Origin of the sequence: Streptomyces xanthophaeus, from assembly GCF_030440515.1 — a bacterium.
GTDB classification, from domain to species: Bacteria; Actinomycetota; Actinomycetes; order Streptomycetales; family Streptomycetaceae; genus Streptomyces; species Streptomyces kutzneri.
In genome coordinates this window covers 259996-282550 of record NZ_CP076543.1, presented here as the reverse complement: position 1 = coordinate 282550, position 22555 = coordinate 259996, and the positions used below count along the sequence as shown (strand labels likewise).

Here is a 22555-nt window from a genome sequence, read left to right as displayed (position 1 = left end):
CGACGCGCTCGTGGCGATAGCGGCCGGCGCCACCGACCTCGTCGGCTTCTCCCTGACGACCCTGACCGAGGGCGGGTCCCTCGGCGTGACCACGGCCGCCCTGCTGGTCGTCTCGGCGATGACGCTGCTCGCCCGGCGCGACCACCCGCTGCCGGTCCTCGGCGCCGTACTGGCCCTGGGCGCCCTGCTGAACGTGGCCGCACCGCTGTCCCCGCACTTCACCCTCAGCCTCACGGTCGCCCTCTACTCGGTGGCCAGGGGGTGCCGGCCCGCCGTGGTCGCGGTGACGGTGGTCGCGGCGGTCCCCCTCGTCTCGGCGGGCCAGCGCGGCTGGCCGCTGCCCTACGGCTGGTGGGGTCTGGCCGGCAACGCGGTGGCCGCCCTCATCACCGTCACCGCCGCCGTGGTGGTCAACCACCGGCAGCGGGAGGCCGAGGCCCAGCGGACGCGGCTCGCCGACCGGGCGGTGGCCGAGGAGCGCCGCCGGATCGCGCGCGAACTGCACGACATCGTCGCCCACCACATCACCACCATGCAGCTCATGGCCGGCGGCGCGCGGGCCAACCTGGCGTACGACCCCGAGGTGTCCCGGGAGGCGCTGGTCACCCTGGAGGACTCCGGGCGCATGGCGCTGCGCGAGATGCGCCAACTCCTCGACGTGCTACGGGCCGGGGAGGAACCGGAACAGACCCCGCCGGCGCCGCAGCCCGGGGCGGACGACCTCGGCCGGATCATCACCGAGTCCCGGCTGGCCGGAACGGAGACGGAGTTCACCGTCGACGGGCCGGTCCGCCCGCTCCCGCCGACCGTGGGCCTCACCGTCTTCCGGATCGTCCAGGAGGCCCTGACCAACACCCGCAAGCACGCGGGCAGGGCGCGGGCCCACGTACGGCTCACGTACCACGGGGACGAGGTGGGCGTGGAGGTGCGCGACGACGGAGCGGGAGCGCAGGTGCCGCCCGCACGCCCCACGGCGCGCTCCGGGTACGGTCTGATCGGTATGCACGAGCGGGTCGCCCTGCAGGGCGGAACCCTGGAGGCCGCCGCCCTTGCCGGTGGCGGATTCCGGGTGGCGGCCCGGATCCCTCTCCCGGTCCAAGACTCCGCCTGAAGAGAGGAACCGCACGGATGATCCGTGTACTCATCGCCGACGACCAGCCGCTGGTCCGGCGTGGCCTGGCCCTGATCCTGGGCCCCGACCCGGAGTTCGAGGTCGTGGGAGAGGCCGAGGACGGAGCCAGGGCCGTGGCCCTCGCCCACGAGGTACGGCCCGACGTCGTCGTCATGGACATCCGGATGCCGGTCATGGACGGGGTCAAGGCCACCGAGGAACTCGCACGCACGCTCCCCGGGACCCGCGTCCTGGCCCTCAGCACCTTCGACATGGACGAGTACGTGGTCGCCGCCCTGCGCGCCGGCGCGTACGGATTCCTGCCCAAGGACATCTCCCCGGAGGAGCTGATCGCCGCGGTACGCATCGTCCACACCGGCGAGGCGGCCGTCGCGCCGCGGCTGCTCAGCCGGCTCCTCTCCGCCTACGTACGGACCCCCGCGCGGCCGCGGCCGTGGGCGGCCGGGACCCCCCTCGAACTCACCCCGCGCGAACTGGAGATCTGGCGGCTCATGGCCACCGGCCAGGGCAACGCCGAGATCGCCGCGGAACTCGACATCAGCATCTCCACGGTCAAGAACCACATCACCGGCATCTTCGGCAAGCTGGGCGTGCGCGACCGCACGCAAGCGGTGATCGCGGCGTACGAATCGGGCCTGGTGGAGGCCGGTGGCGCGAGCGGTTGATCACCAAGTGCCCCCAAGAGGACCGGATTCCTCCTGCTGACCGCACCTCTGACCAGCCAGAACACTGGAGGATTCGCCCGTGCGCACACGGGACCGTCCATGGCACAGTGCGATCAGCCCAACTGCACGACGAGGGAGCCTTCATGCGCGAACAGCACGCCACGCCGCTCACGGCCGCCCCCGAGTGCCTGGCGGACCCCCGCCCGCTGCCCTGCTGTCCGGTGTGCGCGGACGCACCGGAACGCATCTCCTGGCGCCAGCGCCCCGGGCGGCCGGTGATCCTCGTCTTCGACCCCTGCGGCCACCGCTGGACCTCCCCGGCCCCACCGGTCCTGGCCGTCAGCCCACCGCAGGCCTAGGCCGTCTCTTTCGGATCTTGCCTGACCCGCGCCGCCTGGCACCGCACCTCGCCGCGTTGTCGGAGCACCCAAGTACGTCCAGTACTCGGGCGCCCCTCCGCCTTGCGATGCACGGCACCAGACGACGCGGGCTTAACCGGCAAGATCCGAAAGAGACGGCCTAGAAGGTGTCGGCCGGGGCCCCGCGACCGACTCGGCGAGCAGGCGGCGGCCGGCCGCGGTGGTGAGGGCGCCCCGCAGTGCCGTGTCCCGTACGGCGCGGGCGGGCGCGGAGCGCAATGTCCAGGCACGGGTGGCGAGGTCGGTGCGGGCGAGGACGCCCCGTGCGTCGGCCCGTCGGGCGCGGCGCCAGGCCGCGAGTCCCGCGTCTTCCGGGCCGCCGCGGGCGGTGGCGGCGGGCAGCGCCGCGGCGAGGGAGACGGCGTCCCGCAGCCCGAGGTTGAGCCCCTGACCGCCGATCGGGCTGCACACATGGGCGGCGTCACCGATCAGCAGCACCCGCCGCCGCCCGTCGTGCGCGGCGAGGCGCCGGTGGGTGCGGAAGGTACTGTTCCAGCGGCATTCGCGAACCGCCGCCGTCCACCCCCGGGCCGCAGCCTCGGCGGCGATCCCCTCCGGGCCGCCCAGGCCCTCCCCCCGGTCGTGCGGCAGGTGCATCACGACCCGGGCCCAGCCGTCGAGGTGCATCGGGAGCACGACGAGCAGGCCGCGCGGACCGCCGACCATGTGGACCCGGGCGGCGTCGAGTGAGGGATCCTCCACCCGCAGGTCTGCGAGCTGCCACGCGCCGGCGTACGTCCGGCCGCGGAACGCCGTGCCGGCCAGCGCGCGCAGGGTGCTCGACGCGCCGTCGGCCGCCACGACCCAGCGCGCGCGTACCGGGCCGAGGGCGTCCGACCGCACGGTGACGCCGTCGGCGTCCTCGTCCACGGACCTGACGGCGGTCGAGCGGTGCACGCGCACCCCCGCACGTTCGGCCTCCGCGGCGAGCAGACCTTCGGTCGCGCACTGCGGCACGGTGAGGACGTACGGGTGCGGGGAGCGCAGCCGGGCCAGGTCGAAGCCGCCGAGCCGGCGCCGCCCCGACCACATCTCCACCGCGCCCACGCGTCGGCCGAGCGGGAGCAGGGCTTCGGCCAGCCCGCTCGGGGTCAGGGCCTCCAGGGTCCGCGCGTGCAGGTCCGTGGCACGCGACTCGGTGACCGGCCCGGGACGCCGCTCCAGCACCACCACACCGAGACCGGCCCGGGCGAGCAGCAGTGCCGCGCCCAGCCCGACGGGTCCCGCCCCCACCACTGCCACATCGACGTCGTAGCCCACCATGCCCGCACTCTGTCCAGGCCGCACCGCCACCTGAAAGATGCTCAAAGATGCGCGAGGGAAGTCGACTTCGAGCATCATCTTTCACCGAGGCCTGTCCGAGCGCTATCTTGCCAGGAGCATGCCAAAGAGCTGTTCCGTGTCCCGGACCGCACGAGGAGCTGCCCCATGAGACTGCCCGGCATCCGCAGGAGCCAGGGTCGGCAAGGCCCGTCAGACAGCCGAGCCCACACCGCGCGGCGGCGGCGCGGGCGGCGCACCCCGGCCGTCGCCCTGCTCGCCGCCGCCCTCGCCATGGCGGGTCTGGCCGCCGCCGGACCGGTCGCCTTACCCGCGTCGGCCGCCTCGGCCGCCCCCGCCGGAGCCACCGCGACGGCGGGCGACGTCACCGGCTTCACCCGGTCCGGGAACACCTTCACCGTCACGGCCTCCGGCGGAGCCAGGGCCCGCGTGGTCGTCGCCCGCGCCGACATCTTCCGCCTCTGGCTCTCGCCCGACGGGTCCTTCACCGACGACCCGGCCGGCACCGACCTCGCGCCCACCACCGACTTCGGCCCCGTGGCCACGAGCTGGTCCGACGCCGGCGCGTACTACCGGATCACCACCGGATCCCTCTCCATCCGGGTCAACAAGAAGCCCCTGCAGTTCTCGGTCTTCCGCGCCGACAACACCACCCCGGTCTGGCAGGAGACCCGGCCCACCAGCTGGACCGGCAACCGGACCACCCAGTACCTGGCCCGGGGCGCGGACGAGCAGTTCTACGGCACCGGCCTGCGCCTGGGCGAGTGGGCGCTGCGCGGCAAGACCGTACCGATCGCCGTCGACAACAAGTGGCGCGAGAACGACAACGCCAGCCCCGCCCCCTTCTACATGTCCACCAACGGCTACGGCGTCATGCGCAACACCTGGGCCCCGGGCTCCTACGGCTTCGGCGCGCCCACCACCCTCACCCACGACGAGAAGCGCTTCGACGCCTGGTACTTCACCGGCGACTCCCTCAAGTCCGTGCTCGACGCGTACACCGACGTCAGCGGGAAGCCGTTCATGGCGCCGATGTGGGGATTCGAGCTCGGCAACGCCGACTGTTTCAACGCCTCCAACCCCGACTACCAGGGCGATCACGACCGGCTCCGCCACCGGACCACCCCCGACGTCGTCGGCTACGCGGCCGACGCCCGGGCCGCCGACATGCCCTCGGGCTGGTTCCTGCCCAACGACGGCTACGGCTGCGGCTACACCGCGCCCCTGAAGGAGACGGTGGACGCCCTGAAGGCCAAGGGCTTCCAGACGGGCCTGTGGACCTCCACCGGCCTCGGCTCCATCGCCGACGAGGTGGGCACGGCCGGCAGCCGGGGCGTGAAGACCGACGTGGCCTGGATCGGCAGCGGCTACAAGTACGCCTTCGACGGCGTACGGCAGGCCGTGGACGGGATCGAGAAGAACTCCGACGCCCGCCGCTTCGTCTGGACCGTCGACGGCTGGGCGGGCACCCAGCGCAACGCCGTCGTCTGGACCGGCGACACGTACGGCACCTGGGACGACATGCGCTGGCACGTCCCCGCCATCACCGGAGCGGGCCTCTCCGGCCTCAACTACGCGGCCGGCGACGTCGACGGCATCTTCGGCGGCAGCCCGCAGACGTACACCCGGGACCTGCAGTGGAAGGCCTTCACCCCGGCCTTCATGACCATGTCCGGCTGGGGCGCGACCAACCCGTCCGCCGGCTACCACGACAAACAGCCCTGGCGGTTCGCCGAGCCGTACCTGTCCATCAACCGCAAGTACCTCCAGCTCAAGATGCGGTTGATGCCGTACCTGTACACGATGAGCCGTGTCGCCCACGAGAGCGGCGTCCCCAGCACCCGCGCCATGGTCCTGGAGTACCCCGACGACCCGGTGGCCCGCGGCAACCTCACCAGCGGCCAGTTCATGGCCGGTGACTCCCTCCTCGTCGCGCCCGTCGTCTCCGACACCTCGGTCCGGGACGGCATCTACCTCCCCGCCGGGACCTGGACCGACTACTGGACGGGCCGTACGTACGCGGGCCCGGGGTGGCTGAACGGGTACCACGCACCGCTCGACACCCTGCCGCTCTTCACCAAGGGCGGCGCCGTCGTACCGATGTGGCCGCAGATGAACCACACCGGCGAGAAGCCGGTCTCCACCCTCACCTACGACATCCACCCGCGCGGCATTTCCTCGTTCACCCTCTACGAGGACGACGGCCGCACCCGCGCGTACCGGTCCGGCGCCTACGCCCGCCAGCGGGTCGACGTCACCGCCCCCACGGCCGGCTCCGGCACGGTCACCGTCTCCGTGGGCGCCCCCACCGGCGACTACACCGGCAAACCGGCCTCCCGGGGCTACGAGTTCACCCTGCACGTGGCCACCGCACCCGCCACCGTCACCCTCGACGGGACCCCGGTGCCGGGCCTTGCCTCCAAGGCCGCCTACGACTCCGCATCGTCCGGCTGGTACTTCGACCCGGCGGACCGCTCCGGAATCCTCTGGATCAAGACGCCCGGCACGGCACGCGCGTTCAGCGTCTCGGCCACCGGCACCAGCCTCCCCGCGGCGGCCGCCCTGCCCTCGTCCGCCGCGATCGACCGGACGGCCTGGACCCTGGTCCACGCCGACAGTCAGGAGACCGCCGCCGAGAACGGCGCGGCCGTGCGCGCCTTCGACGGGAACCCGGCCACCCTGTGGCACTCGGCCTGGTCCTCGGCGAAGCCCGCCCCGCTCCCGCACGAGATCCAGATCGACCTCGGCGCCCGCTACGCGGTGGACGGCCTCGGCTACCTGCCCCGCCAGGACGGCGGCGTCAACGGCCGGATCGGCGGCTACGAGGTCTACGTCTCCGACACCACCGCCGACTGGGGGCCACCGGTGGCGAGCGGCACCTTCGCCGACACCGCGGCCGCAAAGACAGCGGCCCTCGCCCCGAAGAGCGGCCGCTACCTCCGCCTGAAAGCACTGACCGAGGCGGGCGGTCGCGGCCCCTGGACCAGCGCCGCCGAGATCACCCTCACCGGCCGGCCCGCCCCCTGACCGTCACCCCCTCAGTCGCCGAGCACGGCCCGGCACTCCCGCCGGGCCGGCTCGCTCAGCAGTCCACGCAACCGTGTGAACAGGGCGCGGAGTTCACCGCCCCACGCCTCGCGGAAGGCGGGATCGATCCGCGCCAGGTCGAGCTCGTTGGCCGCCGACAACTCGGCGAGGTCCCGCCGGAGTTCCAGGGCGGGGGAGTGCACGCGGCCGGTTAACCGGTCCCGGAAGGACGCCTCCTCGCAGGCGAGCGTCGGATACGAGGCTGCACGGTCGCAGGCGGCGTACCCGTACACGATCGCCTCGGCCTCGTCACCGATCACCGCGGCCAGCTCGGCCCGCCGGTCGAGCGGCAGCAAGGCGGTGGGAAAGCCGTCCGTACCGTAGAACGCGTGGCACAGGCCCGCCCGCCGGAGCGCGGGCCGCGCCCCCCAGGACGCGAGCAGCCCCTGTACGCGCTCCAGGTGGGCGAGGAGGGTCCCGCCCGGGTGGGCGATCTCCTGCGCACCGAGCTCCCGCAGCCATGCGACGGCGTGATCCGACACCGGCGTGTCCCTCCGGTCGACGTGGACGGGCCGGATGGGTCGACACCCGGCCCCGCCCGCGCCTGGGTTCCGGACCCCGTGGCGCGCGCAGGGACGGGTTGCCGCCCGGGCCCTGCATCGATCTTGATCCCATCCAAAACCCAAGTCAATCCTCCGATTTACTCCCCACTTCCAAGCGATACCTTGGGTCTCGTGACCCTCGATGATCTCCGTGTGTTCGTGGCGGTCTGCCGCGCGGGCAGCCTCAGTGCCGTGGCCCGCGACCTCGGCTGCACCCAGTCGGCCGTCAGCCAGCACGTCCGCCGCCTGGAGAAGCAGACCGGCACGAGCCTCCTGGAGCGCCACGCCCGTGGCGTCGTACCCACCGAGGCCGGCCGCATCCTCCAGGCGGCCGCCGCCGACGGCATCGCCGGACTCGACGGCGCCCTGCGCCGCGTGGACGACCTCGTCCGGGGCGGCGGCGGCACGGTCCGCGTCACCACCGGCGCGACGACCGTGCGGCACTTCATGTCCGAGGCCGTCGTCACCTTCCGCCGCCGCCACCCGGAGGTGAGCCTGGAGTTCCAGACCGAGAACTCCAGCCGCAGCTGCTTCGACGCCCTCGCCGCCGACGACCTCGACCTCGCCTGGATCACCATCGGCGGCCCGGTCCGCGGCATCGAGCTGCGCCCCGTCATGGAACTGCCCTGGGTGCTCGCCGTCGGCGCGGACGACCCCCTCGCCGCCCGCGCCCGCATCGACCCCGCGGACCTCGCGGGCATCCGCCACATCCGGCTGCCCGAGAACTCCGCCTCCCGCGCCCACCTCGACGCCGCCTTCGCCGAATCCGGCATCCGGGTCAGCTCCGACACCAGCGTGGCCGACTGGGACACCGCCCTGCTGCTCGCCGAACTAGGCCTCGGACACGCCGTCGTGCCCGCGCTGCCCGGCTGGCAGGTCCCCGGCTCCGACGGCCCGCTGCGCCTCGTGCCGATCCCCGCCCTGCCGCCGCTCGCGGTCGGCTGGGCCGTCCGCCGCTGGGCCGCCCTCGCCCCGCCCGCCCTGGTCTTCGCCGACGAGGTCGCCCGCAGCTGCCGGGCGCGTGCCGCCGGGCAGCAATGACGCCGCCACCAGTCCTGCGGCCGTCAGCACGGACAGCGCCACCAGCGGCGAGCCGTGCGGCCCGGCGCTCGCGGCGACCGCGATCCCGAGGGCCGGGCCGACGTTCATGGCCGTCTGCTTGAGCCCCCCGACGACCCCGGCGTACCCGGCCGGGGCCTCGCCGACCACAGCCCCGGTGGCCGTGACCATGACGGTGGTGAACCCGGCGCCGAGCACCCCGAAGGCCACCGCGGACGCGGAGCCCAGCCCGGCGATCCCGGCGACGACCAGCCCCGTACCGGCCAGCGCGGTCCGGCGCGCACCGAACCGGCGCAGGGCCAGGCCCGCCACCGGCGCCCCCGCCACCATCAGCGCGGTCAGCGGCAGCACCCGTACGCCGGTGGCGAGCGGGTCCAGCCCCTCCACGTCCTGGAGGTGGAACGTGGCCGTGAACAGCGCCCCGAACATGCCCGCGGAGACGATCAGCAGCAGCCCCATCGAGGCCGTCACCGCCGTGGACCGGGCCACCGCGCGCGGTACGAACGGCTGCGCGGCCCGCCGCTCGCGGCGTACGAACAGGGCCGCGAGCCCGGCGGCGGCCCCGAAGCCGATGACGGTGGGCGCGGCGGTCCACCCGTACCCGGGCACACCGACCAGCGCGTGCACGAACACCGCGAGGGCGGTGGCGAGGAGGGCGGCGCCGGTGAGCTCCAGGCGCCCGCGCTCCGTCCGGGGCGGCGCGGGGGCCCGTACGGCGAGCGTCAGCGCGGCGATCACCAGGGCCACCGGCACATTGATCACGAACACCGCGCGCCAGTCCCACCGCGCCACCAGCACACCCCCGAGCAGCGGACCGGCCGCCGCGGCCAGTCCGATCGCGCTGGTCCGCACGGCGACCGGAGTGGCGAGCCGGTCGGGCGGGTACGCGAGCCGCAGCAGCGCCAGCGTCGCGGGCTGCAGCAGCGCGCCGAACACACCCTGCGCGGCGCGCAGCGCGATCACCCAGCCCACACCGGGCGCGAACACGATGCCGGCCGAGGCCGCGGCGAAGCCGAGGACGCCGACGAGGAGCAGCCGGGGGTGGCCGTACCGGTCGCCGAGGCGCCCGGCCACGACCAGGAACGCGGCCACGGCCAGCAGATAGGCGGTACTGGTCCACTGGACCTGCGCCACGCTCGCCCCGAGGTCGCGCCGAAGACTCGGCTGCGCCACGGTCAGTACGGTGCCGTCCAGGGCGACGAGCATCGCTCCCGCCACGCTGACGAGCAGTGATGTCCGCTGCCTCATACGGGCTCCGGACCGAGGTGTGCGTCGACGGCGGCGCCGACGAGCCGTTCGACGCCGTCGGCCGGCGCGCCGCCGAGGGCCAGGGGCAGGCTGCCCCAGCGCCACAACTGCGCAACGCCGTGCAGGTTGGCCCACAACGCGGCGGCGGTGACGGAGGGTTCGGCCGCCCCGCACCGGCGGACGAGCGTCACGAGGAGATCGAACATCGGGAGGGTCGACTCCCGCAGCCGCGGCCCCTCGGAGGGTCCCTGGCCCGTACTGTCCAGCAGGTCGTGCCGGAACATCAGCGCGAACATCCCCGCATGCTCCAGCGCGTAGCCGACGTACGCGCACCCGATCGTCCGCACCCGCTGCCGCGGGGACAGCTCAGGCGCGCCGGCCGTCGCCGCGATGCGCACCCCGAGATCCTCGAACCCGCGCCGGACGATCGCCGACAGCAGGGACCGGTGAGTGGGGAAGTACCGGCGCGGCGCCCCGTGCGAGACACCCGCCCGGCGGGCGATCTCCCGCAGCCCGACAGCACCGGCGCCCTCGCTCATGACGAGTTCCACACCTACGTCGATCAGCCGCTCCCGGAGCGGTCTCTCCTGGTCCATGATCACTGTCTACCAGGGTACGTAGACAGTGTCTACTCGCGCATCCGCGGAACCGGCTCGTTCTTCGGCGAGGCCTGCCGGCGCGGCGGCGGACGGGAGTTGGGAACCCTTGGCCCGGAGGGACGTGTCGGGGCTGCGAGGGATCGCCCTAGACTTCAGGTCAACGTTTCGCAAAGCCATGTACGGCGCGGGGGAGCTCCGTACACGACGATGGGGGAGCCCGTGTTTCTGAAAACGTTCGGCTGGTCGTTCGCGGTCACCGCGCTCGGCCTGCTCGCGGCGGTGTTATATGGAGGGTGGGCGGGCTTCGGGATCGTGGCGATCCTGTCCATCCTCGAAATCTCGGTGTCCTTCGACAATGCCGTGGTCAACGCCGGGATCCTGAAGAAGATGAATGCCTTCTGGCAGAAGATCTTCCTCACCGTCGGTGTCCTGATCGCGGTGTTCGGCATGCGGCTGGTCTTCCCCGTCGTGATCGTCGCCGTCAGTGCCGAGATCGGCCCGGTCGAAGCGGTGCGGCTCGCCCTGGAGGAGCGGGACACCTACCAGCAGCTGGTGACCGACGCCCACCCGTCGATCGCCGCCTTCGGCGGCATGTTCCTCCTGATGATCTTCCTCGACTTCGTCTTCGAGGACCGCGAGTTCAAGTGGCTCGCGTGGCTGGAGCGCCCGCTCGCCAAGCTCGGCAAGATCGACATGCTCTCCGTCTGCATCGCGCTCGTCGTGCTGCTCGTCTCCGCGACCGCCTTTGCCACCCACGCCCACCAGTACGGCGGCATCCACGTGGACGAGGTGCAGACCGTCCTGATCGCCGGCATCGCGGGCCTGGTCACCTATCTGGTCGTCGGTGGTCTCTCCGGGTACTTCGAGAACAAGCTGGAGGAAGAGGAGGAGCGCGAGCGTGAGGCCGAGGTAGCGGCCAGGACGAGCGGCACGAAGGTCCCGGCGGTCGTGATGGCCGGCAAGGCCGCGTTCTTCCTCTTCCTCTACCTGGAGGTCCTCGACGCGTCCTTCTCCTTCGACGGCGTCATCGCCGCGTTCGCGATCACCAACGACATCGTCCTGATGTCGCTCGGCCTCGGCATCGGCGCGATGTACGTCCGCTCGCTGACGGTCTACCTGGTCCGCCAGGGAACCCTCGACGACTACGTCTACCTGGAGCACGGCGCGCACTACGCGATCGGTGCCCTCGCCGTGATCCTGCTCGTCACCATCCGGTACGAGATCCACGAGGTCGTCACGGGCCTCGTCGGCGTCGTCCTGATCGGCTGGTCCTTCTTCTCCTCGGTCCGGCGCAACCGCAGGCTGGCGGCGGCCGAGGCGAAGGGCGCGGGCTCCGACGAGAAGGCCGAGGTCTCCTCCGGCGTCTGAGCCGGGCCGTCGGTGGCACCGCGCCCGGCCCCGGAGGCCCTGTTCCGTGGTGCGGGGGATGATGGAGTGGCCGGGGAGGTAGGCCAAGTCCGATCCCGCGGCCCGGCGGAGGAGGTGCACGTGCCATGACGGAGCACGACGGCGGTCCCTCGGCGCAGAAACTGGAGGAGGGCCGGCTGCTCAAGGAGCTGGAGGCCATCCACCGCACGCGCCACGAGACCCTGTTGCACGGGTCCGACGACGCCCTGGTCACCCACACGAAGCGGATGAACGAGCTGGAGCACGAGTACGTACGCCGCCACCCGCAGCGGGCCCAGACGGCGGGCCGCACCCGCTCGGGAGCCCGCGCCCGCGGCACCGGCGACTAGGCCGTCTCTTTCGGATCTTGCCGGTTAAGCCCGCGTCGTCTGGTGCCGTGCCTCGCAAGGCGGAGGAGCGCCCGAGTACTGGACGTACTTGGGTGCTCCGACAACGCGGCGAGGTGCGGTGCCAGGCGGCGTGGGTCAGGCAAGATCCGGAAGAGACGGCCTAGGTGTGTTGTCCGGGGACGTTGGTGACACGCGGGCTGGGTTCTTGAAATGGGTGAGGGCCTCCGGGTTCGGTGTGGATTGCGACATCTACGCCGACTTCAGGAGGCCCTCGTGGTCCACCGTAATGCCCCGCTGACCGAGACCGGGCGACTGAGACTGGCGCGTTGTGTCGTGGAGGACGGATGGCCCGTGCGCCGGGCGGCGGAGCGTTTCCAGGTCAGCCACACGACTGCATCCCGCTGGGCCGGCCGCTACCGGCTCCTGGGCGCCGCCGGAATGAGTGACCGCTCCAGCCGTCCCCACCACCAGCCCGGCAGGACTGCGGCCCAGGTCGAGGCCGAGGTGATCCGGCTGCGGCGCGAGTACCGCATCGGCCCGCTGCGACTGGCGGTCCGGTGCCACATCGCGGCCTCGACCGCCCACCGCATCCTCGTCCGGCACGGCCTGCCGCCCCTGGCCACCCTCGACCGGGCCATCGGCGAACCCGTCCGCCGCTACGAACGCGCCCGACCCGGCGAACTCGTCCACATCGACGTCAAGAAACTCGGACGGATCCCCGACGGCGGCGGCCACAAAGCCCTCGGCCGGGCCGCCGGCAGCCCGAACAAGGACCGCCGCCACGGCACCGGATACGCCTACCTCCACACCGCCCTCGACGACCACACCCGCCTCGCCTACACCGAAGACCTCCCCGACGAGACCGCCCCGACCTGCGCCGGCTTCCTGCGGAGGGCGACGGCCTGGTTCGCCGCCCACGGCATCAGCATCGAACGGGTCCTGACCGACAACGCCTGGGCCTACACCAAGAACACCTGGCACGACACCTGCCGCGACCTGGGCATCAGCCCACGCCGGACCCGGCCCTGGCGGCCACAGACCAACGGCAAGGTCGAACGCTTCCACCGCACCCTGCTCGAGGAATGGGCCTACCACAAGCCCTACACCTCAGACCACCAACGAATGCAAGCGTTCACCGACTGGCTGCACTGGTACAACTACCACCGACCCCACACCGGCATCCAAGGCCAGACACCCGCCAGCCGCGCCACCAACCTGCCCGAACAACACACCTAGGCCGTGAAGGCGGTCGGCGACGGGTCAGTCCGTCCGCGGCGAGGCGCCGGAGCTCCGGGAGCAGGTCGCCAGGTCGTGGTGCAAGGCGATGCTGCCCGGTACGGCGGCCCGCGGCTCCCGCACCGCGCTGCGGCGGGCGTCCGCGTGGAGCCCGCCGACGATGACGACGGGCAGGGTCACGGCCTGCTGCCGTAGCGGCGCTGGAAGCGCTCGACGCGGCCGGCGGTGTCCAGGACGCGGGCGGTGCCGGTGTAGAAGGGGTGGCTCTGCGAGGAGATCTCGACGTCGATGACGGGGTAGGTGTGGCCGTCCTCCCACTCGACGGTCCTGTCGCCGGTGGCGGTGGACCGGGTGAGGAAGGCGAAATCGGCGGCCTTGTCGCGGAAGACGACGGGGCCGTAGGCGGGGTGGATTCCGGGCTTCACGGTGCGCTCCTTGAAGAGGGGAAGGGAGGGGCGGGGGTCAGCGTTCTTCGCGGAAGTCGACGTGCCGGCGGACGACCGGGTCGAACTTGCGCAGCACCATGCGGTCGGGGTCGTTGCGCCGGTTCTTGCGGGTGACGTAGGTGTGGCCGGTGCCGGCGGTGGAGCGGAGCTTGATGATCGTGCGTACTTCGTTGCGTGCCATGCAGGCAGTATACGGAAATGGTTCCCATTTTCAATAGGGGCGCGAGCGGGAGTCTTCTTTGCCTCGGATGAGACAGTCTTGTATCGTTCGAGGCGAAGGAGGTTCAGCCGTGATGAACGAAGAAGAACTGCTGGACGGCGCCGCCCGCGTCCTCGCCGGCGATCACAGCGCCTCGATGGTGCAGATCGCCGCCGGCATCGGCACCAGCCGCGCCACGCTGAGCCGCCGCTACGCGACCCGTGAGGCCCTGCTCAAGGCCGTCGCCGTCCGGGCGATCGAGGTCGTCGACGCGTGCCTGGCCCCGCTCGACCTGACGCAGAGCGCCGACGCGGCCGCCTTCGACACCGCCATCGAGGAACTGGTCATCGCCCTGATGCCCGCCGCACACCTCTACGGCTTCACCTCGCGCGACGCGACCGTCCTCGCGGACCCGGAGTTCCGGGCCGGCGTGGACCGGCAGGACCAGCAGGCCGTGGCCTTCATCGCCCTCGGCCAGCGGCTGGGCCGGCTGCGCGCCGACCTGCCGCCTTACTGGATCTGGTACTCGCTCTGGGGCCTGCTCGACGCGGCCGCCGAGGGCGTGCGCGACGGCCACTTCGCCCCGCGCCAGATCGGCCACCTCGTGCTGACCTCCTTCCTCAGCGGGACGCGGCCGCTCGGGCAGCCCCCCGCCGGCGCTCCCGCCCCCTAGTGCCCTTCTCCACCCGTGCGCACCGTGCGCACCTCTGAACGGAACCCCATGCACACCCCCGCGCAGGCTTCCCACCGGTGGATCGTCCTGGCGATCCTCTCCGGCAGCCTCCTGCTCATCTCCATGGACACCACGATCCTCAACGTGGCCTTCCCCTCGCTCGTCGGCGACCTCCAGCCGGGCGCCGTACAGCAGCTGTGGATCATCGACGTCTACGCGCTCGCCCTGTCCGGACTACTGGTCACCGCCGGTGCGCTCGGTGACCGTTGGGGGCGCAAGCGGCTGCTCATGGCGGGCTTCGGCATCTTCTCGCTCGCCTCGCTCATCGCCGTGTTCTCCACCGAGGCCTGGCACGTCATAGCCGCCCGCGCCCTGCTCGGCATCGGCGGCGCGGCCATCATGCCCGCCACCGTGTCGATCCTGCGCACCGTCTTCACCGACGCCAAGGAGCGCGCCTTCGCGCTCGCCGTCTGGGCGGCCGTCTTCGGCGGCGGCATGGCCTTCGGGCCGGTCGTCGGCGGACTCCTGGTCCAGGACTACGGCTGGCACTCCGCCTTCCTCCTCAACCTCCCCGTCGCCGCCGTCATCGTCGCGGCCGGCCTGCGCTACCTGCCCGAATCGCGCTCCCCGCGCAGCGGCGGCACGTGGGACTGGTGGGGCGTCGGCCAGTCCGTCGTCGGCATGCTCGCCCTCGCGGGCGGAATCAAGCAGCTCGGCAAGAGCGGAATCGCCGACCCGCTGCCCTGGGCCCTGCTCCTGATCGCCGCCGCCCTGCTGACCGTCTTCGTACGCCGCCAGCTGCGCCTGGACAACCCGCTGCTGCAGGTACGGCTGTTCGCCGAGCCCGCCTTCAGCGTCGCGGCCACCGCGATCTTCCTGCCCATGGTGGGCATGGGCGCGATCCTGTTCCTCGTCACCCAGTGGTTCCAGTACGGCGAGGGCTACACCCCGCTGGAGGCCGGGGTGCGCCTGCTGCCGGCCCCGCTCGCGCTGATCGCCGCCTCGATGGTGGCCCCTTCGCTGATGCACCGCTTCGCCATCCGCCACGTGCTCGGCGCCGGGCTGGTCGTCCTGGCCGCCGGTATGGCGCTGCCCTGGACCTTCCAGCAGTTCACCGACCTCGGCTACCCGGCCTTCGCCGCCGCCCTGACCGTGATGGGCCTGGGCGCCGGCCTCGCCACCACCGTGGCCTCGGTGACTCTGGTCTCCGCCGCGCCCGCCGCCGAAGTCTCCAGCGCCGCCGCCATCGAGGAGACCTGCTACGAACTCGGCTCGGCCATGGGCGTCGCCGTCCTCGGCTCCACCGCGGCGGCGCTCTACCGGGGCAACCTGCCCGCCCTGGAGCTGGACGGCCCGAGCACCGCTGCCGTACAGGGCTCCGTCGGCGAGGCCGCGCACACCGCCGAACGCATCGGCGGCGCCGTCGGCCAGGCCCTGCTCGACACCGCCTCGCACGCCTACACCCTGGCGATCACTCCGGCCTTCCTGCTGGCCGCCGTACTTTCGGTCGCCGCGGCGGCCACGACCTGGACGCTCATTCCGCGGGACCTGCAGCCCACCGAGAACCACTGATCCGGGCGGGCCGCAGCGCGGGCGCGGCGGGCGCCGGGCCCAGCGTGGTGGTGCCGGGCGCCGCCCGGTGCCCCAGGCCCGTGCGGTACGCGTCCATGGCGGCCTCGACCCGGCCCGTACGCCGCAGCAGATCGCCCAGCAGCCGGCACAGGTCCGCGAGATCCCCCGACGCCCCACTGCGCTCCAGCAGCGCCAGGGCCTGCACGTAGTGCTCCTCGGCCGACTCCGGCTCGCCGCGCTCCTCGGCCATCAGGCCGAGGAGCCGGTGCGCGCCGCCCGCGTGCACGGCGCCGTGGCTGTCCCCCAGCTCCAGCAGCGCCGAGAGCAGCCCGGCGGCCTCCTCGTACCGGCCGAGCTGGCGCAGTACGTCGGCCAGCTCCACCTCCACCTGCGCCGTGTAGAGCCCGGCTCGACGGGCCGACAGCATGTCCCGGGCGATGCGCAACTCCCGCTCGGCCGAAGCCAGTTCGCCGTTCTGAGCTTGAACGTAGCCGCGCATCCAGTGGCAGTGCGCCAGATCGGTCCGCAGCCGCAGCTGTCCGTAGATCTCCTGGGCCTTCGCCAGTGAGGCGTCGGCGTCGGCCACCCGCCCCCCGGCCAGGAAGGTCCGGGCCACCTGCCGGTGCATGCCCGCCACCAGTGCCGGATCGCTGACCTGCGGGGCCAGCGCGAGCGCGAGCTCGGCGGCGCGGGCGGCGCGGGCATGGGCCCCCATGTCGAGGTACGGCCCGATGATCGCGGCGTTGAGCAGCACCAGAGCCTCGGGATCGGCCAGCCCGCTCGCGCCCAGCTCGTCGATGGTGGATTCGAGCAGGTAGCAGGCGTAGCGCAGCTCGCCCGCGAGCAGGTGCGCGACCGCCCGGCCGCGGATCGGCCGGGCCCGGCGGGGGAGCGGCTCGTCCGCGAGGAGGCGTTCCGCCGCCTCGAAGTGGCCGATCGCCTCGGGCAGTTCGCCGGACTCCAGCGCGCAGTCACCGAGCCCGAGCCGGGCCTCCGCCTGCTCGGGGGCCAGCCCGAGCTCCTCGGCCTCGGCGAGCAGCCGCCGGTAGCGCGCGGCGGCCTCGTCGGCCGCGCCCGTGGCGAGCGTCTGCTGGGCGTCGGTGAGGGCGAGCCGCAGCTCGGTGGCCAGGTGGGCGGGGCGGCCGGTGGTGAGCTCCTCGTACGAGGTGCCCAGGCGGGCGGCGAGGAAGCGCAGCGCGGTCTCGGAGGGCCGGACCTTGCCCGACTCCAGTGTGGAGATATAGGCCGAGGTGTAGGAGGGCTCCGCCAACTGTCTTTGGGTCAGACCGAGTTCACCGCGCATGCGTTGCACCCTGCGGCCGATCCGGGCCGGTTCGTCCATGAAGTCCCCCTGGTCGCTCGAACTCCCCAGTATTCAGCGGGAGCAGGCATTGCGCACGTCCCGTGCGCCACCTAGTTTAAGCAACCGATTCACCGTGCTTAACAGACCACTTAACTTCCGTTCCCGGGGGAGCACTTCATGGATCCAGTCAGAGGTTCGGGCCTGCGTCCGGGTCGGCGCCCGGCCGTGCGCCCGGCATTGCGGGCGGCCGTCGCGACGCTCTGCGCGGCCGCCGCGCTGGTGGCCGCCGGACCCGCCGGCGCGGCAGGCGCGGCCGGTGCCCTGGCGGGGCACCGGATCGAGGTCGAGATACCCGGTCCGGAGCACGGTGGTGACGCCGGATCGGGCCACGCCCGCGTACCGGCCGCCGGCAGCCCCGCCAAGGCCTCGGGCCGGCTGTCCCCGGCCGAGCGGTCGGCCGACGGCCAGGTCACCAAGATGATCGACAACGGCTCCACCGCCGACCGCCTCGACGTCGTGGTCATCGGTGACGGGTACACCGCCGCCGAACTGGCCCGGTTCCACGCCGACGCCGCGCAGAAATGGGCCGAGGTGACTGCCGTCGAGCCCTACACCACCTACCGGAACCTCTTCAACGTCTGGACGGTCGACGCCGTCTCGCACGACTCCGGTGTCTCCGGAGACCCCGACCCGGCCACCGTCCGCGACACCGCCCTCGGCTCGTACTTCTGGTGCGAGAACATCGAGCGGCTGCTCTGCGTCGACCAGCCCAAGGTGGACACGTACGTGGCGAAGGCACCCGCCGCCGACCTCGTCATCGTCCTGGCCAACAGCGCCAAGTACGGCGGAGCGGGCTACAACGAACCCAGCGCCACCCTCGGCTACGAGGGGATATCGACGGCCTCCGCGGGCCACCCGAAGTCCGGCCAGGTCGCCATCCACGAGACCGGCCACTCCCTCGGCAAGCTCGCCGACGAGTACTTCTACCCGGGCGTCCCGGAGTACGAGGAGTACACCGGCCCCGAGCCCGGCGAATCCAACAGCTCGGCCCTGCCGGCCGACCGCATGGCCGCGCAGCGGGCCAAGTGGTACCGCTGGCTCGGCGAGGAATCACCCGACGGCGGCACGGTCGGCGCGTACGAGGGCGGCAACTACTTCGTGACCGGGCTGTACCGGCCCACCGACAACTCCCTCATGCGGGTCCTGGGCAAGCCGTTCAACCTGCCCGGCGTCGAATCCATGATCGCCGGGTTCTACCAGCACGCGCGGATCGTCACCCCGCTCACCCCGACCGACCGCACCCTGCGGCTGCGCCACAAGGCGAAGGCCTCCGTACCGAAGCTGGCCGGCGCGGACGGCCGGCAGCTCGCGGTCCGCTGGTACCTCGACGGCCGCGAGCTGAAGCGCTTCGAGGGCCGCACCGAGGTGTCGGTGGCCGAGCTGTGGCTCTTCGACCTCCGCACGCACCGCCTGACGGTCACGGCCGAGGACCGCACCCCGTCGGTGCGGGACCCGAAGGTGGTGCGCACCCTGCGTTCCTCGGTCGACTGGAACGTCCGGCTCTGACTCCCTCGCCTCCCCGCGGGTGATCATCCGTCAGGCTCCGTTGTCAGAGGCTCCTCCTAGTGTGGACACATCACTCGGGGAGCCTCTGAGAAGGAGCACAGACATGTCCGCCAACAAGATCCAGCACAAGGTGAACCACGTCGCGCTGGTCGTGGACTGTTCGGGTTCCATGCGTCAGCACCAGGGCCAACTGATCCGCGTCGTCGACGAGTTCGTGGCGGGATTGAAGGCCGAGTCGGACAGTCTCGGCCATGAGACCCGCATCAGCCTCTACTCCTTCGACCACAGGGTGGAGAACCTGGTCTGGGACATGGACGTGAAGCATCTGCCGTCCATGCGGGGTCTGTACAAGGTGAACAACGGCGCGACCGCCCTCATCGAAGCCTCGCTGAAGTCGCTGGACGACCTGGGCCACATCTGGGAGGAGTACGGCGAGCACAGCTTCCTCCAGATCGTGGTGACGGATGGCGAGGAGAACGCCTCCGGCGGCGACCGCAGGCACGACGGCGACATGACCATCCTCGGCCCCTGGCTCGACAGGATCGCGGCGAAGATGGGAGCGCTTCCGGGCCACTGGACGTCCGCGATCCTCGTTCCCAACTCCCTGGCGAAGCGGACCGCCCAGAACTACGGTTTCCCGGCCGGAAACATCGCCATATGGGATGCGGATTCCCAGGAGGGCGTCGAAGAGGCGATCGGCACCGTCCGTGCCGCCGCCACCAGCTTCCTCCGCGGCCGCGAGAAGGGGGTGCGGGGTACGAAGAACCTGTTCGCGGTCGGCCAGGACCTCTCGGTCGACGAGGTACGGGCGCACCTCGAACCGGTCCCGGCCGACAAGTACCGGCTCCTGAAGGTCGACGAGGAGGTCGCCATCCGGTCCTTCGTCGACTCGCATCCGGACGTGACGTACGAACGCGGTTCTTGCTACTACCAGCTGGGCACCCGGGTCCAGGTCCAGCCCGACAAGGAAGTCGTCGTGGTCGAGAAGAGCACCGACCGCGCGTACACGGTTGACGCGGCACGCAGTCTCCTGTTCGGTACGGGCATCCAGGGCACCGTCTCCGTGAAGGCGGGGCGCAATCCCGAGCTGGAGGTGTACGTGCAGAGCCGTTCGGTGAACCGCAAGCTCAAGCCCAGGACGCGTCTGCTCATCATGCTCTGAACGGGCCCGGCGGTGGAGCAGCCACCGCAGCAGGACGCTCAGAGCGGCAGCTGTTCGACCACGCTCGTGCCGCTGCCCGCCTGGGACTCCCAGGTCCACGTCTCCTCCAGGCGCAGGCGACCGTCCGGGAGTTCCGTCAGGAGCGAGGTGCAATGCCCGGACGCGGTCGTGCCGTCGAGGCGGAGCTGGACGTAGCGGAAGTCGATGGTGCCGCCGGCCCTGGTGCCGACGAGGTAGCCCATGGCCACGTCGCCGCCCCGGTATTCGGCCCAGACCCGGTCGTCCTGCTCGTGGTACTCGAACCGGGTCTGCCGGCCGACCTGGCCGGGGGACTGGTCGGCCACGGGGGCGAAGACGAGGCCGTCGAGCGAGCGTGCCACGGGTGACTCCTGGAGGAAGGCGATCCGGGGCACCAGCTTAGAACTGCACCGAGTCCTCCTGGCCGGCCTCAGGCCGGCTTGCGCCACACGGAGATGTGTTTCGCGGAGTCCTGGGTGAACGGCGCCCCGTCCCAGTCCGCGACGCGGCGTTCCCTCTCGAGCCCGGCGATCCGTGCCATCAGATCGAGCTCGGCCGGCCAGGCGTAGCGGTGCCGGGAGTGGTCGCGGCGGTAGCGGCCGTCGTCGCCGTCGCGGGTGAAGTGGTGCGAGACGAGAACCTGTTCGACCAGGTCGAAGGTGTCGAAGCCGAGATGCTGTTCGGAGACGTCGAACGGCACGGCGACCTGGCCGGGCGGCAGGAACCGCAGCGGCGGCACCCCCAGCTCGATGACGAATCGGCCGCCGGGCTCCAGATGGCGTGCGGCGTTGCGGAAGCACTCGACCTGCTCGTCCTGCGTGAGCAGGTTCGTGATGGTGTTGTAGACGAGGTAGACCAGGGTGAACTCGCCGGGAACGACGGTGGTGGCCATGTCCCCGATGACCACCGGGAGCGTGTCTTCGTCGACCTTGCGCCGCAGCACCGCTGCCATGTGCTCGGACAGTTCGATGCCCACGACCGGAACGCCGCGTTCCCGGAGCGGGACGCCCACGCGCCCGGTCCCGATGGCGAACTCCAGGGCCCGGCCGTCCCCGGCGAGCTCGGCGAGGAAGGCGAGAGCCGGTCCGAGAACGGCGGCCGAGGACGTCTCGGCCTCCTCGGCGTCGTAGCGTTCGGCGGTCGCACGGGTCCACAGCTCACTGCTCGTCACGGGCGGCCACTCTGCCGGGTACGGAGGGGTGCTGTCGACGCATTTACCTCCCACCGGCTCCGATCGGACATCGCCACCGGCCGGTGGCCGCGGCGACGGTGATCGCGGCGGAAACCGGCCGGTGGGGTGCGTGGGGGGAAGGGGTACGGGCTACATGGGGTCCATGCCCCGGTCGTCCATACGGCCCTCCTGCTCGCTCTGCTCCTGGAGGCGGCGGGCCTTCTCCTTCAGCCGACGGCGCTCTTCCGGGTCGGTGGACCGCTCGGCCGCGTCGTTCAGCTCCTTGGCCTTGGCGCGCATCTGCTGGGACCGGCCCCGGGACTCACCTGAAACGCTCATGATCGCTCCTTGGATCTGTGGGGGAGAGCGGGCGGATTCAGCGAACCAGTCCTGCCGTGCCCTCGCATCTCGAAGCGTCACCGAGTGTGAGTCGCGCCCCCACGCCCGCGACGGACGGGGGCGGTCACTCCGCGTCCGACCCGAGGGCGGTGGTGAGGGTGAACAAGGCCCCGTCCGGGTCGCGGAGCGTCACCCACCGCTCCACGGCGTTCGAGGTGATGTCCGAGACGGCCCGCCCGCCCAGCGAGACGGCGGCCTCCACCGCCGGACGGAGCTTCGGCACCCGGAAGTGGACGTGCCAGCGGGGCCGGGTGTGCGGGGAGTAGGAGGCGATCTCCACGGGACCGCTGTTCAGGCGGGCGACGGGTTCGCCGTCCTGCCGCAGCACGACCTGGTCCTCCTCGTACGAGACCTCGCAGCAGCCCGCCCGGCCGGTCGCCCACTCCAGCACCGCGCCGTAGAACATCGCCGCGTCCAGCGCGTTCCTGGTGCGCAGTTCCAGCCAGGCGGGTGACGGGCCCCTGCCCACCCGCCAGTCCGCCTCCACATTGCCCTCCCAGATCCCGAAGACGGCGCCGTCCGGGTCGGCGACGAGCGCGGCGCGGCCGCCGGACTCGAAGGAGACCGGGCCGACCGCGATCGTGCCCGTCCGCTCCCGGATCCTGTCCACCGCCACATCGGCGTCGTCGACCGCGAAGTACGGGGTCCAGGCCGCCGCGACCCCCAGGTCAGCGGCCAGCGCCCCGATGCCCGCGACCGGGACCCGGCCCTGGAAGGCCACCGAGAACGCCTCGCCGAGACGGGTCGGGCGGAACCTCCAGCCCACGACCGCACCGTAGAAATGCTGGGCCGTACCGAGGTCGCGCGTCATCAGGCTCACCCAGCACGGGGCCCCGAAGACTTCCTTCGTCGAAATCTCCACCGTTCGCTCCGTCCATGGTGCGCCACCGCTGCCCCTCCCATTCTGGTGCTTTTCGTGACGATCTTCGCGTTCCGCGGCGGGGAACGCGCACAGAAGGTGTCCAAGAATCACGCTCCGTGGCGATCCCCTCCGGTGTCGCGCGGCGATAGCCTCGGTCCCGGACGCGCTCGCAGCCCCGGA

General features: G+C 72.1%; 22 protein-coding genes and 2 pseudogenes. 12 read left to right on the top strand and 12 right to left on the bottom strand.

Annotation, left to right across the window (positions count from 1 at the left end):
- Positions 1–10 precede the first annotated feature (10 nt).
- From KO717_RS01270 to KO717_RS01260, 3 genes are all read left to right on the top strand, one after another.
- The gene (locus KO717_RS01270; RefSeq protein ID WP_301363869.1) at positions 11–1111 is read left to right on the top strand and encodes a sensor histidine kinase; all 1101 of its coding nucleotides are present in this window, start codon (positions 11–13) and stop codon (positions 1109–1111) included.
- 17 nt (positions 1112–1128) lie between these two features.
- Complete coding sequence (locus KO717_RS01265; protein ID WP_301363867.1) at positions 1129–1797, top strand: response regulator; 669 nt, start codon at positions 1129–1131, stop codon at positions 1795–1797.
- Positions 1798–1940: 143 nt separating this feature from the next.
- Positions 1941–2156 carry a hypothetical protein gene (locus tag KO717_RS01260; RefSeq protein WP_301363865.1) on the top strand — a complete coding sequence of 72 codons (216 nt, stop codon included), beginning with the start codon at positions 1941–1943 and terminating at the stop codon, positions 2154–2156.
- Between the two features lie 132 nt (positions 2157–2288).
- Here the strand turns inward: KO717_RS01260 and KO717_RS01255 are convergent, their stop codons facing one another.
- Positions 2289–3479: an FAD-dependent oxidoreductase gene (locus KO717_RS01255; RefSeq protein WP_301363864.1), complete on the bottom strand. Its 1191-nt coding sequence runs from the start codon at positions 3477–3479 to the stop codon at positions 2289–2291.
- A 165-nt stretch (positions 3480–3644) separates the two neighbouring features.
- Between KO717_RS01255 and KO717_RS01250 the strand changes: the two genes are divergently transcribed.
- Complete coding sequence (locus KO717_RS01250; RefSeq protein ID WP_301363862.1) at positions 3645–6524, top strand: TIM-barrel domain-containing protein; 2880 nt, start codon at positions 3645–3647, stop codon at positions 6522–6524.
- Between the two features lie 11 nt (positions 6525–6535).
- On the opposite strand, the gene KO717_RS01245 is transcribed toward KO717_RS01250, so the two are convergent.
- A complete protein-coding gene (locus tag KO717_RS01245) occupies positions 6536–7066 on the bottom strand; it encodes a DUF6817 domain-containing protein (protein WP_301363861.1) in 531 nt (176 codons plus the stop codon).
- Positions 7067–7258: 192 nt separating this feature from the next.
- Here KO717_RS01245 and KO717_RS01240 point away from each other — a divergent pair, with 192 nt between their 5' ends.
- Positions 7259–8167, top strand: coding sequence for a LysR family transcriptional regulator (locus KO717_RS01240; RefSeq protein ID WP_301363860.1), 909 nt, complete (start codon positions 7259–7261; stop codon positions 8165–8167).
- Here the strand turns inward: KO717_RS01240 and KO717_RS01235 are convergent.
- Positions 8150–9433: pseudogene (locus KO717_RS01235) on the bottom strand (MFS transporter); the annotation flags it as partial. The gene KO717_RS01240 and the pseudogene KO717_RS01235 sit on opposite strands and share 18 nt — an antisense overlap.
- Complete coding sequence (locus tag KO717_RS01230; RefSeq protein ID WP_301363859.1) at positions 9430–10029, bottom strand: TetR/AcrR family transcriptional regulator; 600 nt, start codon at positions 10027–10029, stop codon at positions 9430–9432. The pseudogene KO717_RS01235 and the gene KO717_RS01230, both read right to left, overlap by 4 nt.
- A 222-nt stretch (positions 10030–10251) precedes the next feature.
- Between KO717_RS01230 and KO717_RS01225 the strand changes: the two genes are divergently transcribed.
- The 3 genes from KO717_RS01225 to KO717_RS01215 all read left to right on the top strand — a co-directional run bounded on the left by KO717_RS01225 (position 10252) and on the right by KO717_RS01215 (position 13004).
- Complete coding sequence (locus KO717_RS01225; RefSeq protein WP_301363858.1) at positions 10252–11400, top strand: DUF475 domain-containing protein; 1149 nt, start codon at positions 10252–10254, stop codon at positions 11398–11400.
- Between the two features lie 125 nt (positions 11401–11525).
- The gene (locus KO717_RS01220) at positions 11526–11768 is read left to right on the top strand and encodes a DUF6158 family protein (RefSeq protein ID WP_030718072.1); all 243 of its coding nucleotides are present in this window, start codon (positions 11526–11528) and stop codon (positions 11766–11768) included.
- 273 nt (positions 11769–12041) lie between these two features.
- Entirely contained in the window at positions 12042–13004 is a 963-nt protein-coding gene (locus tag KO717_RS01215) for an IS481 family transposase (RefSeq protein WP_301363856.1), read from the top strand.
- Positions 13005–13061: 57 nt separating this feature from the next.
- Here KO717_RS01215 and KO717_RS01210 read toward each other — a convergent pair.
- The 3 genes and pseudogenes from KO717_RS01210 to rpmG all read right to left on the bottom strand — a co-directional run.
- A pseudogene (locus KO717_RS01210) lies at positions 13062–13178 on the bottom strand (cobalamin biosynthesis protein CobW); the annotation flags it as partial.
- A 2-nt stretch (positions 13179–13180) separates the two neighbouring features.
- Positions 13181–13429 carry a type B 50S ribosomal protein L31 gene (locus KO717_RS01205; protein WP_301363855.1) on the bottom strand — a complete coding sequence of 83 codons (249 nt, stop codon included), beginning with the start codon at positions 13427–13429 and terminating at the stop codon, positions 13181–13183.
- A gap of 37 nt (positions 13430–13466) precedes the next feature.
- Entirely contained in the window at positions 13467–13631 is a 165-nt protein-coding gene (gene rpmG / locus KO717_RS01200) for a 50S ribosomal protein L33 (protein ID WP_301363854.1), read from the bottom strand.
- Positions 13632–13743: 112 nt separating this feature from the next.
- Between rpmG and KO717_RS01195 the strand changes: the two genes are divergently transcribed.
- Together KO717_RS01195 and KO717_RS01190 are read left to right on the top strand one after the other, a co-directional pair.
- The gene (locus tag KO717_RS01195; protein ID WP_301363852.1) at positions 13744–14322 is read left to right on the top strand and encodes a TetR/AcrR family transcriptional regulator; all 579 of its coding nucleotides are present in this window, start codon (positions 13744–13746) and stop codon (positions 14320–14322) included.
- 48 nt (positions 14323–14370) lie between these two features.
- Complete coding sequence (locus KO717_RS01190) at positions 14371–15894, top strand: MFS transporter (RefSeq protein ID WP_301363851.1); 1524 nt, start codon at positions 14371–14373, stop codon at positions 15892–15894.
- Here the strand turns inward: KO717_RS01190 and KO717_RS01185 are convergent.
- Positions 15857–17236, bottom strand: a complete 1380-nt coding sequence (locus KO717_RS01185; RefSeq protein ID WP_301363850.1) for a helix-turn-helix transcriptional regulator — start codon at positions 17234–17236, stop codon at positions 15857–15859. The genes KO717_RS01190 and KO717_RS01185 overlap by 38 nt on opposite strands.
- Before the next feature lie 138 nt (positions 17237–17374).
- Here KO717_RS01185 and KO717_RS01180 point away from each other — a divergent pair, with 138 nt between their 5' ends.
- Both KO717_RS01180 and KO717_RS01175 read left to right on the top strand, forming a co-directional pair.
- A complete protein-coding gene (locus KO717_RS01180) occupies positions 17375–18763 on the top strand; it encodes a M64 family metallopeptidase (protein ID WP_301363849.1) in 1389 nt (462 codons plus the stop codon).
- A 103-nt stretch (positions 18764–18866) separates the two neighbouring features.
- Complete coding sequence (locus KO717_RS01175; RefSeq protein WP_301363848.1) at positions 18867–19925, top strand: vWA domain-containing protein; 1059 nt, start codon at positions 18867–18869, stop codon at positions 19923–19925.
- A 38-nt stretch (positions 19926–19963) separates the two neighbouring features.
- On the opposite strand, the gene KO717_RS01170 is transcribed toward KO717_RS01175, so the two are convergent.
- From KO717_RS01170 to KO717_RS01155, 4 genes are all read right to left on the bottom strand, one after another.
- Positions 19964–20305 carry a hypothetical protein gene (locus KO717_RS01170; RefSeq protein WP_301363846.1) on the bottom strand — a complete coding sequence of 114 codons (342 nt, stop codon included), beginning with the start codon at positions 20303–20305 and terminating at the stop codon, positions 19964–19966.
- 68 nt (positions 20306–20373) lie between these two features.
- Positions 20374–21114 (bottom strand): class I SAM-dependent DNA methyltransferase, encoded by a 741-nt coding sequence (locus KO717_RS01165; protein ID WP_301363845.1) that lies wholly within the window; start codon positions 21112–21114, stop codon positions 20374–20376.
- 150 nt (positions 21115–21264) lie between these two features.
- The gene (locus tag KO717_RS01160; RefSeq protein ID WP_030718106.1) at positions 21265–21453 is read right to left on the bottom strand and encodes a DUF6381 family protein; all 189 of its coding nucleotides are present in this window, start codon (positions 21451–21453) and stop codon (positions 21265–21267) included.
- A gap of 124 nt (positions 21454–21577) precedes the next feature.
- A complete protein-coding gene (locus KO717_RS01155; RefSeq protein WP_301374331.1) occupies positions 21578–22324 on the bottom strand; it encodes a VOC family protein in 747 nt (248 codons plus the stop codon).
- Positions 22325–22555: the final 231 nt, after the last annotated feature.

Coding starts and splice junctions, on each gene's coding strand:
- KO717_RS01265 (WP_301363867.1), top strand. CDS start 1,129: ATGATCCGTGTACTCATCGCCGACGACCAGCCGCTGGTCCGGCGTGGC.
- KO717_RS01260 (WP_301363865.1), top strand. CDS start 1,941: ATGCGCGAACAGCACGCCACGCCGCTCACGGCCGCCCCCGAGTGCCTG.
- KO717_RS01255 (WP_301363864.1), bottom strand. CDS start 3,479: ATGGTGGGCTACGACGTCGATGTGGCAGTGGTGGGGGCGGGACCCGTC.
- KO717_RS01250 (WP_301363862.1), top strand. CDS start 3,645: ATGAGACTGCCCGGCATCCGCAGGAGCCAGGGTCGGCAAGGCCCGTCA.
- KO717_RS01230 (WP_301363859.1), bottom strand. CDS start 10,029: ATGGACCAGGAGAGACCGCTCCGGGAGCGGCTGATCGACGTAGGTGTG.
- KO717_RS01220 (WP_030718072.1), top strand. CDS start 11,526: ATGACGGAGCACGACGGCGGTCCCTCGGCGCAGAAACTGGAGGAGGGC.
- rpmG (WP_301363854.1), bottom strand. CDS start 13,631: ATGGCACGCAACGAAGTACGCACGATCATCAAGCTCCGCTCCACCGCC.
- KO717_RS01195 (WP_301363852.1), top strand. CDS start 13,744: ATGAACGAAGAAGAACTGCTGGACGGCGCCGCCCGCGTCCTCGCCGGC.
- KO717_RS01190 (WP_301363851.1), top strand. CDS start 14,371: ATGCACACCCCCGCGCAGGCTTCCCACCGGTGGATCGTCCTGGCGATC.
- KO717_RS01185 (WP_301363850.1), bottom strand. CDS start 17,236: ATGGACGAACCGGCCCGGATCGGCCGCAGGGTGCAACGCATGCGCGGT.
- KO717_RS01180 (WP_301363849.1), top strand. CDS start 17,375: ATGGATCCAGTCAGAGGTTCGGGCCTGCGTCCGGGTCGGCGCCCGGCC.
- KO717_RS01175 (WP_301363848.1), top strand. CDS start 18,867: ATGTCCGCCAACAAGATCCAGCACAAGGTGAACCACGTCGCGCTGGTC.
- KO717_RS01160 (WP_030718106.1), bottom strand. CDS start 21,453: ATGAGCGTTTCAGGTGAGTCCCGGGGCCGGTCCCAGCAGATGCGCGCC.
- KO717_RS01155 (WP_301374331.1), bottom strand. CDS start 22,324: ATGACGCGCGACCTCGGTACGGCCCAGCATTTCTACGGTGCGGTCGTG.